General features: G+C 73.0%; 15 protein-coding genes. 5 read left to right on the top strand and 10 right to left on the bottom strand.

Annotation, left to right across the window (positions count from 1 at the left end):
• Window positions 1–235 precede the first annotated feature (235 nt).
• Window positions 236–1087 carry a hypothetical protein gene (locus tag LV78_RS02275; protein ID WP_253842944.1) on the top strand — a complete coding sequence of 284 codons (852 nt, stop codon included), beginning with the start codon at window positions 236–238 and terminating at the stop codon, window positions 1085–1087.
• 122 nt (window positions 1088–1209) lie between these two features.
• On the opposite strand, the gene LV78_RS02270 is transcribed toward LV78_RS02275, so the two are convergent.
• Both LV78_RS02270 and LV78_RS02265 read right to left on the bottom strand, forming a co-directional pair.
• Window positions 1210–2106, bottom strand: coding sequence for an AraC family transcriptional regulator (locus LV78_RS02270; RefSeq protein ID WP_253842943.1), 897 nt, complete (start codon window positions 2104–2106; stop codon window positions 1210–1212).
• Window positions 2107–2371: 265 nt separating this feature from the next.
• On the bottom strand, window positions 2372–2929 hold the full coding sequence (locus LV78_RS02265; protein WP_253842940.1) for a hypothetical protein: 558 nt from the start codon (window positions 2927–2929) through the stop codon (window positions 2372–2374).
• 309 nt (window positions 2930–3238) lie between these two features.
• Between LV78_RS02265 and LV78_RS02260 the strand changes: the two genes are divergently transcribed.
• Window positions 3239–5506 carry a catalase gene (locus tag LV78_RS02260; RefSeq protein WP_253842937.1) on the top strand — a complete coding sequence of 756 codons (2268 nt, stop codon included), beginning with the start codon at window positions 3239–3241 and terminating at the stop codon, window positions 5504–5506.
• 224 nt (window positions 5507–5730) lie between these two features.
• Window positions 5731–6186, top strand: coding sequence for a RidA family protein (locus LV78_RS02255; protein ID WP_253842936.1), 456 nt, complete (start codon window positions 5731–5733; stop codon window positions 6184–6186).
• A gap of 63 nt (window positions 6187–6249) precedes the next feature.
• Here LV78_RS02255 and LV78_RS02250 read toward each other — a convergent pair whose 3' ends face one another.
• Window positions 6250–7905: an MDR family MFS transporter gene (locus tag LV78_RS02250; RefSeq protein ID WP_253842934.1), complete on the bottom strand. Its 1656-nt coding sequence runs from the start codon at window positions 7903–7905 to the stop codon at window positions 6250–6252.
• Window positions 7902–8387, bottom strand: a complete 486-nt coding sequence (locus LV78_RS02245) for a MarR family winged helix-turn-helix transcriptional regulator (protein WP_253842932.1) — start codon at window positions 8385–8387, stop codon at window positions 7902–7904. The genes LV78_RS02250 and LV78_RS02245 overlap by 4 nt, the downstream gene beginning before the upstream one ends.
• A gap of 110 nt (window positions 8388–8497) precedes the next feature.
• On the opposite strand from LV78_RS02245, the gene LV78_RS02240 reads away from it, so the two are divergent.
• Window positions 8498–9100, top strand: coding sequence for a TetR/AcrR family transcriptional regulator (locus LV78_RS02240; RefSeq protein WP_253842931.1), 603 nt, complete (start codon window positions 8498–8500; stop codon window positions 9098–9100).
• 73 nt (window positions 9101–9173) lie between these two features.
• Window positions 9174–10190, top strand: a complete 1017-nt coding sequence (locus tag LV78_RS02235) for an intradiol ring-cleavage dioxygenase (protein ID WP_253842929.1) — start codon at window positions 9174–9176, stop codon at window positions 10188–10190.
• 185 nt (window positions 10191–10375) lie between these two features.
• Here the strand turns inward: LV78_RS02235 and LV78_RS02225 are convergent, their stop codons facing one another.
• The 6 genes from LV78_RS02225 to LV78_RS02200 form a co-directional block, all read right to left on the bottom strand.
• A complete protein-coding gene (locus LV78_RS02225; protein ID WP_253842928.1) occupies window positions 10376–11155 on the bottom strand; it encodes an HpcH/HpaI aldolase family protein in 780 nt (259 codons plus the stop codon).
• Window positions 11156–11278: 123 nt separating this feature from the next.
• Window positions 11279–12259: an aldo/keto reductase gene (locus LV78_RS02220; protein ID WP_253842927.1), complete on the bottom strand. Its 981-nt coding sequence runs from the start codon at window positions 12257–12259 to the stop codon at window positions 11279–11281.
• On the bottom strand, window positions 12256–13056 hold the full coding sequence (locus LV78_RS02215) for an ATP-binding cassette domain-containing protein (protein WP_253842925.1): 801 nt from the start codon (window positions 13054–13056) through the stop codon (window positions 12256–12258). Before LV78_RS02215 ends, LV78_RS02220 begins: the two co-directional genes overlap by 4 nt.
• Window positions 13053–13994 carry an ABC transporter ATP-binding protein gene (locus LV78_RS02210; RefSeq protein ID WP_253842923.1) on the bottom strand — a complete coding sequence of 314 codons (942 nt, stop codon included), beginning with the start codon at window positions 13992–13994 and terminating at the stop codon, window positions 13053–13055. The genes LV78_RS02215 and LV78_RS02210 overlap by 4 nt, the downstream gene beginning before the upstream one ends.
• A gap of 1 nt (window position 13995) precedes the next feature.
• On the bottom strand, window positions 13996–14910 hold the full coding sequence (locus tag LV78_RS02205) for an ABC transporter permease (RefSeq protein ID WP_253842922.1): 915 nt from the start codon (window positions 14908–14910) through the stop codon (window positions 13996–13998).
• Window positions 14907–15887, bottom strand: coding sequence for an ABC transporter permease (locus LV78_RS02200; protein ID WP_253842919.1), 981 nt, complete (start codon window positions 15885–15887; stop codon window positions 14907–14909). The genes LV78_RS02205 and LV78_RS02200 overlap by 4 nt, the downstream gene beginning before the upstream one ends.
• Window position 15888: the final 1 nt, after the last annotated feature.

Raw genomic sequence — 15888 nt, 5'->3', positions numbered from 1 at the left:
CAGGACGGCCTCGGCGCCCACCCGGCGGCCGGGTGCGGGCAGCGGTTTCCCGTAGGGGTTCCACCGCCCGCCCCACCCCGCCCGCCGCCACCCCGCCGCCGAGCGCTTCCCGTTGCGGCGCAACGCCTTCCGCCGTGCGCACCGCACCCCCGTGCCCCGATGGGCGGCACCCGCCACCCGAGCCGCCGCACCGGCTCCCATTGGCGCGGAATGATCTCCGGGTGACAGTGGGACCATGCACCTGGGCCTGGACCGCGCGGAGCGCGAGCACGACGCGTCCCCGACGCGGGCCGCCTTCCCCGCGCCCCGGCGCCCCGGAGAAGGGCGGAGCTCGATGAACGAGACCACCTCCCCGCTGTTCCGGTCGCTCACCGAGCTGGGCGTGGCGCACTCGACGCGCACCAGCGCGCGGGGCGTCCCGTACGCGGCGCTGCGCCTGTCCGGCGCGGACGGCGACCTGTCCGTCACCGCCGTGGACGAGCAGGGCGCGCTCCGCCTGACCGCGCACGACGTCCTGCCCGAGGTGACGGGGGAGCGCCTGGCCGGGGCGAACCGCAGGCTGCCGCTGGCCCGCGCCTACCGCTCCCCGGACGACGGGACCCTGGAGGTCGCGCTCGGCTGCCACATCGGCGCCCGCTTCCCCGAACCGCTCCAGGTGTGGATGCTGCTCGGCCACCTGGTCGCGTCCTGCCAGCTCACCGTGGTCGGCTCGGGCGCGCTCGGCCTGCCCGAGCTGGGCGGTTCCGGCGTGGCCTTACCGCCGACGATCTCGCGGGTCGCCCTGGAGGACGGCCGCTCGGCCTGGGTCGAGCTGGGCACCAGGGGCGACTGGTTCGTCGCGTCCGCCGACTACGCCCCGGCGACCGCCGTCCCACCCGGCCCCGAGGCCGAGGCGGTCCTGCAGGGCCTCCAGCGCTGGACCTCGGCGGGCCGCTACTGCGAGAGCCCCGAGGGCGGCCTTCGCGCCGAGGTGGCCACCCCGGTCCTGGGCGACGCGGACGCGCTCGTCGACTGGACGGTGAACCAGGCGCGGCAGATGCTCCAGGTGGCCGCCCACCACCTCGGCCTGCCCGACGCCGGGGCCTGACTTGCTGCGCCTGACCTGCTCTGCCTGACCAGCTGCGCCCGTCCCGCTGCGCCCGTCCCGCCGTGCCCGTCCCGCCGTGCCCGTCCTGCCGTGCCGGTCCCGTCGCGCCCGTCCCGCAGGCCCTACCGCAGGTCCGCCGCCGCCGACCGGTAGTGCGCGGGAGCCACCCCGTTGTACCGCTTGAACGCGTGCGAGAACGCGAACGGCGAGCTGTACCCCACCCGCTGCGCCACCCCGTGCAGCGGCAGCTCGGTCTCCTTGAGCAGCTTGCTGGCCAGCACCATCCGCCACCACGCCAGGTAGGCCATCGGCGAGCGCTCGGTCAGCGCGGTGAACCGCCTGGCCAGCGTCGCCCTGGACATCCCGGCCCGGTCGGCCAGCGCCTCGATCCGCCACTGCTCGGCGGGCGAGGAGTGCAGCGCCTCCAGCACCGCCGCCACCCCCCGGTCCTGCAGCGCCCTGGCCCACCCGCCGTCCGGGTTGTCCTCCAGCCAGGCCCGCAGCGAGTACACCAGCACCAGGTCCAGCAGCCCGGACACCAGCGCGTCCCGCCCGACCCGGCCCGCCCTGACCTCGCCGCCCAGCAGGTCCACCGCCGCCCGCAGGTCGTGGTGCCCGCCCACCCGAGCGGGCAGGTGCACCACCTCGGGCAGCGCCTCCAGCAGCGGGTGGCTCCTGGCCACGTCCAGCGGGTACTCCCCGCACAGCAGGTCGACGGCCCCGCCCTCCCCGCTGCCGCGCGAGGCCCCCACCGCGCTGAACGGCACCGCGCCCTCGCTCACCGGCAGGTCCGACAGCACGTGCCCGCCCCGCCGGGGCACCAGCACCACGTCCCCGACCCCCAGCGGCACCGGCTCGCCGCGCTCGGGCACCAGCCACCCGCTCCCGCGCAGCAGGACGTGGAAACCCACCCCCCGGCAGGTCGAGAACCGGAACCGCCACGGCCCGTCGAACCCCGCCCTGCCGTGCACGGCGCGCCCGCAGCGCGCTACTTCCACAACGTCGCTCACCACGTCCACCCGAATGACCGTAAATGAGCGGAACGGGCCTGACAATGCGCCGGAGGCATAGCGGAAGAATCATCGGAGAGCTATCCGGTGAAAACCGACCCGGCCAAAAGGCGGGGTGTGACGCAGCAGTCGTTTTCCCGGAACGCGCAAAACCGCCCCGTCCCCTGAGCGGGGGCGGGGCGGTCGACTCGCCACGTGGAACGAGGGGTGAAAAGCGGAGGAGCCGGTCGCCAGGGGAAGGGCGGCTGGCTCCTCCGGGGGTGGGCTCCGGACTTCACCTGAGCCAGGCGTTGTCGCGGACCACGGGAAGGCCTGCCCAGAACTTGCCCAGACCCCACGTCTCACCGTTCTTGTAGATCGCCAGGACGAAGAGGATGATGCCGTAGATGATGTGGTAGTCCATGAAGGGGTTCGACGACCCGCTCGGCTCACCGGCCGAGGTCACGGTGGCCATCGGCCACTCCGCCAGCCACATCATGAACATGATGATCGAGCCCGACACCGCCGAGATCCACATCCCCATGCCGAGGATGACCGCCGTGCCGACCGCCGCCAGGCCGACCATGAAGAGCAGGTTGGCCCACCAGGCGCCCGCCATGCTGTGGAACATCCCCTGGAAGGGGCCCACCTCGACGTTGCTCAGGAAGCCCTTGGTCGGCGACCCGCCGTTGATCCACGCCTTCGCCGACCCGGTGCTGTAGCCGAGGCCGAACGCCTTGTCCAGGAAGGCCCAGAGGAAGACGAATCCTGTCGAGATGCGCAGGACCGCCATCAGCTTCTGACCGACGTCCCCCCGCGTAGTGACTTCGTTGGTGCTGGCGATCGCGGTCATTGCCGCCTCCTCGACTCGTTCCTTGCTGGTAAAAGCATCCCGTTCACAAGGGGGTCGGGGAGAGAGGAAGAGGTCCCAGACCCGGTGCCGGACGTCCCGTTCCGGCAGGGTCCTTAGGGGGCGCGTCGGAAGGCCGCGCGTCCTGCTCCTTCCGCGAGCGCTCGATTGCGCCGGTCGAACACCTCCGAAAGGACGTGGACATTGCTCCATCCGGGTCAGTGGAAACGATCCGGTGATCGATGCGTGGACCGCTCTTCCACGGGTACTCGCGCTGGGACCACCGCCGGGCCCGATCGTCGAGGAGGACACGTGGAAGCCAGGAAACCCGCTCAGGTGGTGAAGGACGCGCTGGAGAAGGCCGTGGAGAAGGTCACCCAGGCGACTTCGCCCACGGTCCCCGGAGCGCCCTCGTCGGCCCCGCCCGACCTCGCCGAGCCCACCGAGCCGCGCGAGCCGCTGCCCCCCAAGCCGGACCAGGGCGCCCCCGCGCACGTCACCCCCACGGGCGCGGACACCGGCGCGTCCCCGCAGCTGAACTCCCAGCAGGGCGCCCACCTGACCACCTCGCAGGGCCTGCGGCTGCCGGACACCGACCACTCGCTCAAGGCGGGCGTGCGCGGCCCGACGCTGCTCCAGGACCACCACCTGCGCGAGAAGATCATGCACTTCGACCACGAGCGCATCCCGGAGCGCGTGGTCCACGCGCGCGGCGCGGGCGCGCACGGGGTGTTCATCGGCCACGGCACCGCCGCCGCCGTGTGCAAGGCCGGGTTCCTCGCGGAGGGCGTGCGCACCCCGGTGTTCACCCGCTTCTCCACCGTGGTCGGCTCGCGCGGCTCCGCCGACACCGTCCGCGACACCCGCGGGTTCGCGACGAAGTTCTACACCGCCGAGGGCACGTTCGACCTGGTGGGCAACAACATCCCGGTGTTCTTCATCCAGGACGGCATCAAGTTCCCGGACGTCGTCCACGCGGCCAAGCCGCACCCGGACCGGGAGATCCCGCAGGCGCAGAGCGCGCACGACACGTTCTGGGACTTCGTGTCCCTGCACACCGAGGCCACCCACCACGTCATGTGGCAGATGTCCGACCGGGCGGTCCCGCGCTCGTACCGGACGATGGAGGGCTTCGGCGTCCACACCTTCCGGCTGGTCAACGCCGAGGGCGGCACGTCGCTGGCGAAGTTCCACTGGAAGCCGAAGGCGGGCGTGCACTCCCTGCTGTGGGAGGAGGCGCAGCTGATCAACGGGATCGACCCGGACTTCCACCGGCGGGACCTGTACGACTCGATCGAGTCCGGCGCGTACCCGCAGTGGGAGCTGGGCATCCAGGTCTTCCCGGACACCCCGGACCAGACGTTCGAGGGCATCGACCTGCTCGACTCGACCAAGATCGTGCCCGAGGAGCTGGCCCCGGTCACGCCCGTCGGCACGCTCGTGCTCAACCGCAACCCCACCAACTTCTTCGCGGAGAGCGAGCAGGTGGCGTTCCACGTCGGCCACCTGGTGCCCGGCATCGACGTCACCGACGACCCGCTGCTCCAGGCCAGGCTGTTCTCCTACCTGGACACCCAGCTGACCAGGCTCGGCGGTCCGAACTTCGGCCAGATCCCGATCAACCGCCCGCACGCCCCGGTCAACGACATGCTCCGCGACGGGTTCCACCAGCACGCCGTGCACGGCGGGGTGGCGCCGTACAAGCCGAACACGCTCGACGGCGGCTGCCCGTTCAAGGCGGGCGCGGACATGAGCGCGTTCGTGGAGTTCCCGCAGGCGGTGGAGGCGGGTCGCAAGGTGCGCGAGTCGCCCGCCTCGTACGCCGACCACTACACCCAGCCGAGGCTGTTCTGGCGCAGCCTGACGGCGCTGGAGCGCGAGCACGTGGTGCGGGCGTTCACGTTCGAGCTGGGCAAGTGCTACGAGCAGGCCATCAAGGAGCGGCAGCTCAAGGTGCTGGCCAACGTGGACCCGGTGCTGTGCGAGCAGGTCGCCACCGGCCTCGGGCTGCCCGCGCCGGAGGCGGAGAGCCCGGCGCGCGACGTCGACCCGAGCCCGGCGCTGTCCCAGATCGGCGGCTCCTGGCCGGTGGAGGGCAGGCTCGTCGGCGTCGTCGTCGACCCGGCCGACCACGAGGGCGCGCGCACGGTGGTGGCGGAGGTGGGCGCGGCGGGCATGGTGCCGCTGCTGATCGCCCCGCACGGCGGCCCGATCGGGGAGGGCCTGGTCGCCCAGCGCACGTTCCTGACCGCCCGCTCGGTCGAGTTCGACGCCGTCCTGCTGGCCACGGCCCCGCCGCCCGCGCCGGACGCGCTGCCCGCGCGCGACGCGAAGGCGGGCGCCCCGTCCGGCGCGGCGGTCGACCCGAGGGTGTCGCTGCTGCTCCAGGAGGCGTTCCGGCACGCGAAGGCGATCGGCGCGTGGGGCGGTGGCGTGGCGGCCCTGGAGGCGGCGGGCGTGCCGGTGGACGCGGTCGGCGTGGTGACCGGCGACAGCCCGAGCGCGGTCCTGGGCGGCGTCGTGGACCTGCTGGCCGAGCACCGCGTGTGGGACCGCTTCCCGGCGGTGCTGCCGATCTAGCCGCTGACGCTCTAGCTCCGGTGCCGCCCCGACCGCGCTCACGCGGTTCGGGGCGGCGCCGCGCCCACCCGGAACCGCCGCTCGACCTCACCCCGCTCCGGCAACAGGCCCAGCCCCGCGCGCTCCGGATCCCCCGCGCGGATCACCGCCCGCCGATCAGGGGGAAAGCCGCCCCGGATGCGGTAGCGTCGCCCCCTGATGGCCGAAAACCCAGGGGCGCCGCGATGATCTTCGACCGCCTTGCCCGGCTCGACCTCGTCCTGCCGCTGGTCAACCCGCCCAAGGGCAACTACGTCCCAGCCGTGCCCTCGGGAAACCTGGTGCACGCGGCGGGCCAGGTCCCCATGATCGACGGCGAGGTCGTCGCGACCGGCCTGGTGGGCCGCGAGGTCGACCTGGACGAGGCCACCCGCCTGAGCCGCCAGTGCGCCCTGTCCGCCCTCGCGGCGGTGGACGCGGCGGTCGGCCTCGACCGCGTGGTGCAGGTGGTGCGGGTCGTCGGCTACGTCGCCTCGGCCCCCGGCTTCACCGACCAGGACGCCGTGCTGGACGGCGCGAGCGAGCTGTTCGCCCTGATCTTCGGCCCGGCGGGCAGGCACGCCCGAAGCGCCGTGGGCGTCCCGGTCCTGCCCCTGGGCGCGCCGGTCGAGGTCGAGGTGACGGTGGAGTTCGCCCGCTAGGCCCCGGAACGCGCGAAGGCCCCCGCACCCGGTTGGGCGCGGGGGCCTTCGCCTCCGTCCGAACTACCGCCGCGACTTCGTCAGCGGCTCGTCGCCGGCCACGTGACCGTCGACCACGGCCTCGCCCTGGAGCGCCGCCTCCGGCGCCACGGCCGTCGCGGGCTCGCCCAGGTCCAGGCTGGAGCGCAGCTTCGCCGGCTTCAGCATCGCCGCCGCGATCACGCCCACCACGCCGATCGCCGCCGCGATCAGGAAGATGTGCCCGGTCGCGTCCCCGTACGCCGCGCGCACGATCTCCTGGATCGGCCCCGGCAGCGCCGAGATGTTCAGGCTGCCCCCGGCGCTCCCCGACGCCGACGCGGGCACGCCCGCCGCGGTCAGGTCGCGGGTGATCTGCTCGCTGACCTGCCTGGCCAGCACCGCGCCCAGCACCGACACGCCGATCGTGCCGCCGAGCGAGCGGAAGAACGCGATCGTCGAGCTGGCCGCGCCGATGTCCTTGAGCTGCACGGTGTTCTGCACCGCCAGCACCAGGTTCTGCATCGACATGCCGACGCCCGTGCCGACCAGCAGCATCGCCGCGCCGACCAGGACCAGCGAGGTCTGGTGGTCGATCGTGCCCAGCGCCAGGAACCCGATCACCAGCACCACGGCGCCGGTGACGATGTACGGCTTCACGTTGCCGCTGCGGGTGATCATGCGCCCGGAGATGATCGACGCGCCCAGCACGCCCGCCATCATCGGGATGGTCAGCAGTCCGGCCTCGGTGGGGGAGTAGCCCCGGCCGATCTGGAAGTACTGGCCGAGGAACACCGCGCCGCCGAACATCGCCATGCCCACCGCGAGGCTCGCCAGGATCGCGAGCGCCGTCGTGCGGTCCTTCACGATCTTCGGCGGGACCACCGGCTCGGACGCCTTGTGCTCGACCAGCACGGCCAGGCCCAGCAGCAGGACCGAGCCGCCGACCATCGCGCCGGACTGCCAGGAGATCCAGTCGAACGAGCTGTCCACGAACGAGATCCAGATCAGCAGCACGCTCACGCCCGCCGCGATCAGCCCGGCGCCCAGGTAGTCGATCTTGACGTTCTCCCGGCGCGCGGTCTGCACCTTCAACGTCGCCTGGAGCACCAGCAGCGCCACCACGGCGACCGGCACGCCGACGAAGAAGCACCAGCGCCAGCCCAGCCACGAGGTGTCCACGATCAGGCCGCCGAGCAGCGGGCCGCCGACCGTGGCCAGCGCCATCACGCCGCCCAGGTAGCCGTTGTACCGGCCCCGCTCGCGCGGCGGGATCATCGCGGCGATGACCACCTGCACCAGCGCCTGGAGGCCGCCGACGCCGATGCCCTGGAACGCGCGGGCGGCGATCAGCTGACCGGCGCTCTGCGCGAAACCGCTGATCACCGAGCCGATGATGAACAGCACGATCGCCGACTGGACGAGCGTCTTCTTGTTGAACAGGTCCGCCAGCTTGCCCCAGATCGGGGTGCTCGCGGTGGCGGTCAGCAGGGTCGCGGTGACCACCCAGGTGTACTGGGTCTGCGTCCCCTCCAGCGCGCCGATGATCTGCGGCAGCGCGGTGGAGACCACCGTGCCGCTGAGCATGGCGACGAACAGGACGAGCAGCAGGCCGCTGAGCGCCTCCATGATCTGCCGGTGGTTCATCGGTTCGCCCGGTTGGTGGGTCCGGGTGTCCGCCGTGGTGGCGGGTGCGCTCATCGCGCGTCCTCCAGTGCTGTGCTCGGGGAGCCGATGGCTCCTGCTACGTCTGCGTTCAAGCGCTCCAGCGCGTCGTTGAACGCGTCGAGTTCTTGGGGGGTCCACCCGGCGAGCGCCCGGTCCATCAGGTCCTCGTACCAGCGGCGCGCGCGGTCCAGCGCCTCCTGCCCGGCGGGCGTGACGACCAGGATGCTGGCCCGCCCGTCGCCGGGGTCGGCCTGGCGCTCGACCAGTCCCTGGTTGACCAGCGCGGCGACCGCGCGGCTGACCGTCGACGGGTCGAGCGCGGCCTGGTGTGCGAGCTGCTTGGCGTGGCAGCCGGACAGGTCGTCGCTGATCTTGCTGATCAGCTTGAGCGTCGTGATGAGCCCGGTCGGGACGCCGGTGGCCCGCTCGGCGTGCGACTGCTTGAGCATCCGCACGGTCTTCATGAGGTCCTGGATGCGGTCCTGCATCTCGGAGTGGCGCGGGTTGGCGTCCACGATGAGCCCTCCCTGAGTGGTTGCCCCATACAAGTATCAGGGCAACTTGCGCATTGTGCAAGTTTGCTCATTGGGAAGTTTGTGTGACTGCGGCTACCCTGGACGCCGAAATGGACACCACGGTCGATCTGGACACCACCGTCGGGCTGCGCGAGCGCAAGAAGGCCGCCACGCGCCAGGCCCTGCACGAGGCCGCCCTCAGGCTGGCGATCGAGCACGGCCTCGAACGGCTCACCGTCGAGGCCATCGCCGACGCCGCCTCGGTGTCGCGCCGGACGTTCTCGAACTACTTCGCGAACAAGGAAGAAGCGATCTTCCACGGCCACCGGGCCAGGCTGCGCGCGATCGTGGACCTGCTGCGCGCCCAGTCGCCGGACGTGCCGGTGCGCATGGCCCTGTTCGACGCGGCCCGTGCCTTCTCGGCGGAGCTGGACGGCCTCGACCCGGCGCTGGTGGCGCAGCGCAGGCTCGTGCGCGGCCACCCGAGCCTGGTGGTGCACCAAGTCGCCGCGCACAGCGCCGTGGAGCGGGAGCTGGCCGACGAGCTGGCGTCCCGGATGCCCGCCGACGACCCCGAGTCGGCGCTGCGCGCCCGAGTCCTGTCGGCGGCGTTCCTGACCACGCTGAGGGCGGCGACCCAGCACTGGATCGAGAACCCGGACCGCCCGCTGTCGGACGTGCTCCTGTCGGCGCTGAGGCACGTCGCGGGCTGAGCGCTCCGCTCGTCCAGCGGTTCCACAGCCGTCGCACAGACCACGCACAGCCCGCCCGACCAGGGTGGACCCCATGCGAGACGACGAGCAGACCTACCAGGGCCGCCGCCTGCCCCGCCCGCACGAGGAGCTGGTGGACCAGGGCCTGAGCTTCGACGTGGCCACCCTGCTGGACCGCCGCCGCGCACTGCGGATCTTCGGCGTGGGCGCGGTGTTCGCGGGCCTGACCGCCTGCGGCGCGGCGGGGACGGCGGCCACGACCGGCGCCACCACGACGACCGCGCCTGCCACGGGCGAGATCCCGGACGAGACGGCGGGCCCGTACCCCGGCGACGGCTCGAACGGCCCGGACGTGCTGGAGCAGTCGGGGATCATCCGCTCGGACATCCGCTCCAGCTTCGGCACCGGCAGCGCGGTGGCAGAGGGCGTCCCGATGACCCTGGAGCTGTCCATCGTGGACATCGCGGGTGGTGACGTCCCGTTCGAGGGCGTCGCGGTGTACGTCTGGCACTGCGACCGCGCGGGCGGCTACTCGATGTACAGCGAGGGCTTGGAGGACGAGAACTACCTGCGCGGCGTGCAGATCGCGGACGCCGAGGGCAAGGTGACCTTCACCAGCGTCTTCCCGGCCTGCTACACCGGCAGGTGGCCGCACGTCCACTTCGAAGTCTACCCGGACCAGGCGAGCATCACCGACTCGGCGAACGCCATCGCGACCTCCCAGGTGGCCCTCCCGAAGGGCGTGTGCGACACCGTGTACGCGGGAGCGGGCTACGAGAAGTCGGCGCCGAACCTGGCCGAGCTGACCCTGGACACCGACAACGTGTTCGGCGACGACGGCGGCGAGTCACAGCTGGCCACGGTCACCGGCAGCACGACGAGCGGCTACCGGGTGACCCTGCAAGCGAGAGTGGACACCCGCACCGAACCCACGGGCGGTGGCACCCCACCGGGCGGTGGCACCCCACCAGGCGGCGGCAACACCCCGCCGGGCGGAGGCGGCGGCAACACCCCGCCGGGCACCGGAACACCTCCGACCAACGGCACCCCACCCAACGCCACTCCGGGAGCCGCCCCCACATCCCGCTGACCCGGACCTGACCACCTGAACCAGGCGCAAACCCCCGACCGGACCGGCCACCACAGGCCAGGCCAAGCCAGCCCCACCTGAGGTGTCCCGGTCCGCCGGGCCAGCCAGACCGCCTGGCCAGCCGCCCACCCAGCCCGCCCGCCCGGCCAGCCGCCCGCCCAGCCCGTCCGGCTGTTCAGCTGTGCTCAGCTGTTGTCCCCACGCGCCTCCTTCAGGTGGTTCGCCGCCGCCTGCTCCAGGTGCACCAGGTCCGAGGCCACCGTCGCGAACGTGTACCCCTCCGCCAACCGCCGCGCCGCCTGGGCGCCGGACGGCGTGTGGATGCCCGCCGCGATCCCGGCCGCCGCCGCCGTCTCCCGCACGGTCACCAGCGCGGCCTCGAACCGCTCGGCCACCGCCGGGTCGCCGGGGAACGCGCCGCCCACCGCGATGCACAGGTCGGACGGGCCCACGTACACGCCGTCCAGCCCCGGCGTCGCGCAGATCTCCGCGATGTTCGCCAACCCGCTGGGCGTCTCGATCATCGCCAGCACCACCACCGCCGCGTCCGCCTCGGCGGGCACCGGGCCCACCCGCAGCCCGGACCGCATCGGCCCGTAGCTGCGCCTGCCCACCGGCGGGTACCGGGTGGCCGCGACCGCCGCCGCCGCGCCCTCGGCGTCGTCCACCAGCGGCACGATCACCCCGCCCGCCCCGGCGTCCAGCGCCTTGCCGATGTACGTGGGGTCGTTGGCCTCGACCCGGACCAGCCCGACCGGACCACCGGCCGCGTCCACCGCGGTCAACCCGGCCAGCACGCCGGAGTACCCCAGCAGCCCGTGCTGGGCGTCGAGCGCCACGTAGTCCCACCCGGCGCGGGCCACGCGCTCGGTCGACACCGGGCTGTCCAGCACCACCCAGTACCCCAACCGGCGCTCACGGGCGCGCAGCGCACGGGCGAAAGAGGTGAAACGGGGATCGGACACAGGTTCTCTCCTCAGCACGACAACGGGGCAACACGACAGCACGACAGCACGACAACAGGGCAACGGACAGCAGTGCGGAACAGCGCGTGATCAGCGGTCGTCCAGCCCGCCGACCGACCGGTTTCACCGGTTGTAAGCGGGCATCGGACCGTGCAGCTCGGCCCCCACCTCCTCGCACGCCGCCACCACGTCGGCGGGCAGCGGCCCGGCCGCCACCGCCGCCGCGTTCTGCCGCAGGTGCTCCACCTTCGAACCGCCCAGCAGCAGCGCCCCCACGTCCGGGGACGTCACCAGCCAGCGCAGCGCCAGCTCCGCCAGCGACAGCCCGGTGCCCTCGGCGATCCCGGCGAGCCTGGACACCGCCGCGAACAGGTCGTCCCGCCAGTACCGCTCCCGGTACATCGCCGCCAGCCGCGAGTCGCCGAACCGCCCGCCGCCCGCGCCCTCGGGGGAGTGCCTGCCGGTCAGCATCCCGCCGCCCAGCGGGTTGTAGACCATCGTGGCCAGCCCGCTGACGCGCGCGAACTCCAGGTACTCGGCCTCGACCTTGCGCGCCACCAGGTTGTACAGCTGCTGCGCCACCACCGGTCTGGGGCACCCGACCCGGTCGGCGACCGCGTTCACCTCGCTGATCTGCCACGCCGCGAAGTTCGACACCCCCAGCGCCCCGACCTGCCCGCGCCCCACCGCGTCGGCCACCGCCGCCAGCGTCTCCTCCAGCGGCGTCGCGCGGTCCGGTTGGTGCAGGTAGAACAGGTCGACCCGGTCCACCCCCAGCCTGCGCAGCGACCCCTCCAGCGAGGCCCGCAGCCCCGCCGCCGACAGCGGCGCGTGCTCACCGGCGTCCGGGTGCGGGATGCCCGCCTTGGTCGCCAGCACCACGCGGTCGCGCCTGGTGCGCAGCAGCGGCGCGAGGATGCGCTCGGTCTCCCCGCCCGCGTACCCGTTGGCGGTGTCCACGCTGGACACCCCCAGGTCCAGCGCCGCGTCCAGCATCGCCGCCGCGCCCGCCGCGTCGACGGTGTCCCCGAACGTCATCGTGCCCAGCACCAACCACGTCGGGGCCACCGGAGCTCCCGGCACCTCGAACGCCGCCTGCCTCATCGTGCTCCTCCCGCCGCGCGGACGTGCTCGCGCGGCTTGACCCCGCGCATGGTCGTCGGATCGAGCGCCGCCCTGCGCAGCGCGCGCGTGTACTCGTGCGATGGCGAGGCCAGCACCTGGGCGGTGGGCCCGGACTCCACCACCCGGCCCGCGCGCATCACCACCACTTCCTGGCTGATCTCCCGCACCACGCCCAGGTTGTGCGAGATGAACACGTACGCCAGCCCCTGCTCGGCCTGCAGGTCGGCGAGCAGCTTCAGCACCGTGGCCTGCACGCTCACGTCCAGCGCGGACGTCGCCTCGTCGCACACCAGCAGCTTCGGGCTGGTCGCGATCGCGCGGGCGATGCCGACCCGCTGCCGCTGCCCGCCGGACAGCTCGGACGGCCGCCGCTCGGCCACCCCGGACGGCAACCGCACCAGGTCCAGCAGCCGCGCCGCCTCCTTCACCCGCTCGGCGCGCGGCAGGTGCCCCAGCGGCTCGGCCACGATCCGCTCGGCGGTCAGGTGCGGGTCGAGCGACCCGTACGGGTCCTGGAACACCATCTGGAACCTCGGCCGCAGCGGTCGCAGCTTCCGCTCGGGCAGCCGCGCGATGTCGGTGCCCTCCAGCACGACCCGCCCGGACGTCGGCGTCACCAACCGCATGATCGCGTTGGCCACGGTCGACTTGCCGCACCCGGACTCGCCGACCACGGCCAGCGTCGACCCGGCGGCGACGGAGAAGCTCACGCCGTCCACGGCGCGCAACCCGCCGTAGTCGACGACCAGGTCCTCGACGGACAGCAGCGGCGTCATCGTGCGCTCCCGGCTCGCTCGGTGTTCTCGGTGCTCTCGGCGGACCCGCCGCGCGCAGCCCCGCCTGCGTCGACCCCGGAGCCCCCGCCTGCCACCCGCCCCGCGCGCTCGCCCGCCGTCCCACGATCGTCGAACTCGCCCAACCGGGGCACCGCGGCCAGCAGGTTCCTGGTGTACTCCTCGCGCGGCTCGTCCACGACCTGCGCCGCCGCCCCCGACTCCACGAACCGCCCGCCGCTCATCACGTGGATGCGGTCCGACACCAACCGCGCCACCCCCAGGTCGTGGGTGATCATCAAGATGCCCACCCCGGTGCGCTCCTGAAGCTCCATCAGCAGGTCGAGGATTCCCGCCTGCACCGTCACGTCCAGCGCGGACGTCGGCTCGTCCGCCACCAGCAGCCTCGGATCACCGGCCAGCGCGATCGCGATCAGCACCCGCTGCAACTGCCCGCCGGAGAACTGGTGCGGGTAGCAGCGCAGCTTCTCCGCCGGGTTCGGGATGCGCACCGCCTCCAGCAGCTCCAGCGCCCGCGCCCGCCGCTCCGCCCGGTTCGACGTGCCGCCCGCGACCTTGATCGCGTCCCCCATCTGCCGCTCGACCGTGTGCACCGGCGACAGCGCGGTCATCGGGTCCTGCGGCACCAGCGCCACCGCGTGCCCCCGCAACCGCGCCGCGGCCGACGCGTCGGCCACCACGTCCACCCCGGACAACCGCACGCGCCCGGACACCACCGTGTCGTCGGGCAGCAGCCGCAGCACGCCCATCGCCGTGGTCGACTTGCCCGACCCGGACTCGCCGATGATCGTCACCGTCTCGCCCCGGTCCACCCGGAACGACACCCCGTCCACCGCGCGCACCACGCCCGTCGCGGTGATGATCTCGATCTGCAGGTCCTCGACGTCCAGCAGCGGCGTCGCCGCACCGTCCTCGCTCACCTCAGGCCCCCTTCTTCTTCGACCGGGCGGTGCGGTCGCGCAGACCGTCGCCGAGCAGGTTCACGCCCACCACCAGCAGCACGATGAACAGACCCGGAAGCGTGACGAGCCACCACGACGTGGTGATGTAGTCCTGACCGTCGGAGATGATCCGACCCCAGGTGGCGAACGGCCGCTCGGGACCGGCGCCCAGGTAGGACAGCGCGCTCTCCAGCAGCACCGCCTGCGCGAGCAGCAGCAGCACCACGAGCGCGGCCTGCTTGACCACGTTCGGCACCACGTGCCGCAGCAGGATCGACACCTTGCGCAGGCCGAGCACCGTCGCCGCCGCCACGTAGGGCTTGCCCCGCTCCACCAGCACCAACGACCTGGTCAACCGCGCCACCTCGGGCCACTGCGCGATCGCGATCACGAACGTGATCACCGGGATCGACGGCCCGAACAGCGCCACGACCAGCAGCAGCATCAGCAGCAGCGGCAACGACATCTGCGCTTCCAGCAGCCTGCTCACCACCGCGTCGACCCAGCCCCGGAAGAACCCGGCCAGCGAGCCCAGCGCGATCCCGATCAGCCCGGACACCAGCACCGCGAGCAGACCGATCAGCAGCGACGTCTGCCCACCGTGCAGCACCCGCGACAGCACGTCGCGACCGATCTGGTCGGTGCCGAACAGGTGCCCCTCGGTCAGCGGCGGCAACCGCCGCGACCCGAGGTCCTGCACGTCCGGACCCGGCAGCGGCAGCACCCCGGCCAGCAGCACCGGGACCACGACGAGCAGCGTGCACACCGCGCCCGTCCACAGCTTCACGCGGGCGCTGCGACCCCGGCGGCGCACGCCCGCCCGGCGCAGGTCCGCCTCGGTCACCCGGCTCGGCCGCTCGGCGGCGGCGGACGGGGCTGGCGCGGTGGCGGTCATGCCGTCGCTCCTTCCTTGACGTGGACCGTGCCGGAGACGCGCCTGGCGGGCGCCTTCCTCGCCAGGCGGACCCTCGGGTCGAGCAGCGGGTAGGCGAGGTCGATCAGCAGCTGCACCAGCACCGTCACCGTCGCGGTGACCAGCACCGTCGCCTGGATCAGCGGGTAGTCGCGGGTCTCCAGCGCCCGCACCACCAGTGAGCCGACGCCCGGCCAGGCGAACACGACCTCCACCACGACCACGCCGTTGAGCATCGACGCGAACCGGGTGCCCAGCGCGGTCAGCACCGGGATCGCCGAGTTGGACATGCCGTAGCGCCAGGTCAGCGCCCGCTCGGACAGGCCACGCCCGCGCGCCGTCGTGATGTGCGGCGCGGCCATCGCCCCGCCCATCTCCCGGCTCACCATCCGGCTGATCAGCGCCACCTGGAGCAGCGCGATCGTCAGCGTCGGCAGCACCAGGCCGCCCCAGCTGGTGAACCCGGACGCGGGCAGCACCGGCACCAGCACCGAGAACAGCGTGAGCAGCATGATGCCGCTCCAGAACTCCGGCATCGACTGGGCGGCCACGGTCGTCAGGTTCGCCCCGAACTCGCGCGCGCTGCCCGCGTGCCGCGCCATCCACACGCCCAGCGGCACCGCGACCACCGTGGTCACCGCGATCGCCGACAGCGCCAGGGTGAAGGTGTACGGCAACCGCTGGAGCACCACGTCGAGCGCGGGCGCCTGGAACGAGAACGAGGTGCCCAGGTCGCCCCTGACCAGCCCGGACAGGAACGCGCCGAACTGCTCCAGCAGCGACCCGTCCAGGCCGAACCGCTCCCTGATCCGGTCCAGCTCCTCCGTGGTGGCGGTCGGCCCGGCGTACGCGTACGCCGGATCGCCGGGGGCCAGCCTGAGCAGCACGAACACCGTGCTGACGGTCAACCCGAGGGTGAGCAGGCTCTGCCCGAGCCGCTGCGCCAGGTAGCGGAACACG

This window comes from Actinosynnema pretiosum (assembly GCF_024171695.1).
Lineage (GTDB): Bacteria > Actinomycetota > Actinomycetes > Mycobacteriales > Pseudonocardiaceae > Actinosynnema > Actinosynnema pretiosum.
This window is presented reverse-complemented; position numbering and strand designations above follow the sequence as displayed.

What these genes read in the sequence shown, in the direction of transcription:
- LV78_RS02275 (WP_253842944.1), top strand. Translation starts at nt 236, where the DNA reads ATGCACCTGGGCCTGGACCGCGCGGAGCGCGAGCACGACGCGTCCCCG.
- LV78_RS02265 (WP_253842940.1), bottom strand. Translation starts at nt 2,929, where the DNA reads ATGACCGCGATCGCCAGCACCAACGAAGTCACTACGCGGGGGGACGTC.
- LV78_RS02255 (WP_253842936.1), top strand. Translation starts at nt 5,731, where the DNA reads ATGATCTTCGACCGCCTTGCCCGGCTCGACCTCGTCCTGCCGCTGGTC.
- LV78_RS02250 (WP_253842934.1), bottom strand. Translation starts at nt 7,905, where the DNA reads ATGAGCGCACCCGCCACCACGGCGGACACCCGGACCCACCAACCGGGC.
- LV78_RS02240 (WP_253842931.1), top strand. Translation starts at nt 8,498, where the DNA reads ATGGACACCACGGTCGATCTGGACACCACCGTCGGGCTGCGCGAGCGC.
- LV78_RS02235 (WP_253842929.1), top strand. Translation starts at nt 9,174, where the DNA reads ATGCGAGACGACGAGCAGACCTACCAGGGCCGCCGCCTGCCCCGCCCG.
- LV78_RS02220 (WP_253842927.1), bottom strand. Translation starts at nt 12,259, where the DNA reads ATGAGGCAGGCGGCGTTCGAGGTGCCGGGAGCTCCGGTGGCCCCGACG.
- LV78_RS02215 (WP_253842925.1), bottom strand. Translation starts at nt 13,056, where the DNA reads ATGACGCCGCTGCTGTCCGTCGAGGACCTGGTCGTCGACTACGGCGGG.
- LV78_RS02205 (WP_253842922.1), bottom strand. Translation starts at nt 14,910, where the DNA reads ATGACCGCCACCGCGCCAGCCCCGTCCGCCGCCGCCGAGCGGCCGAGC.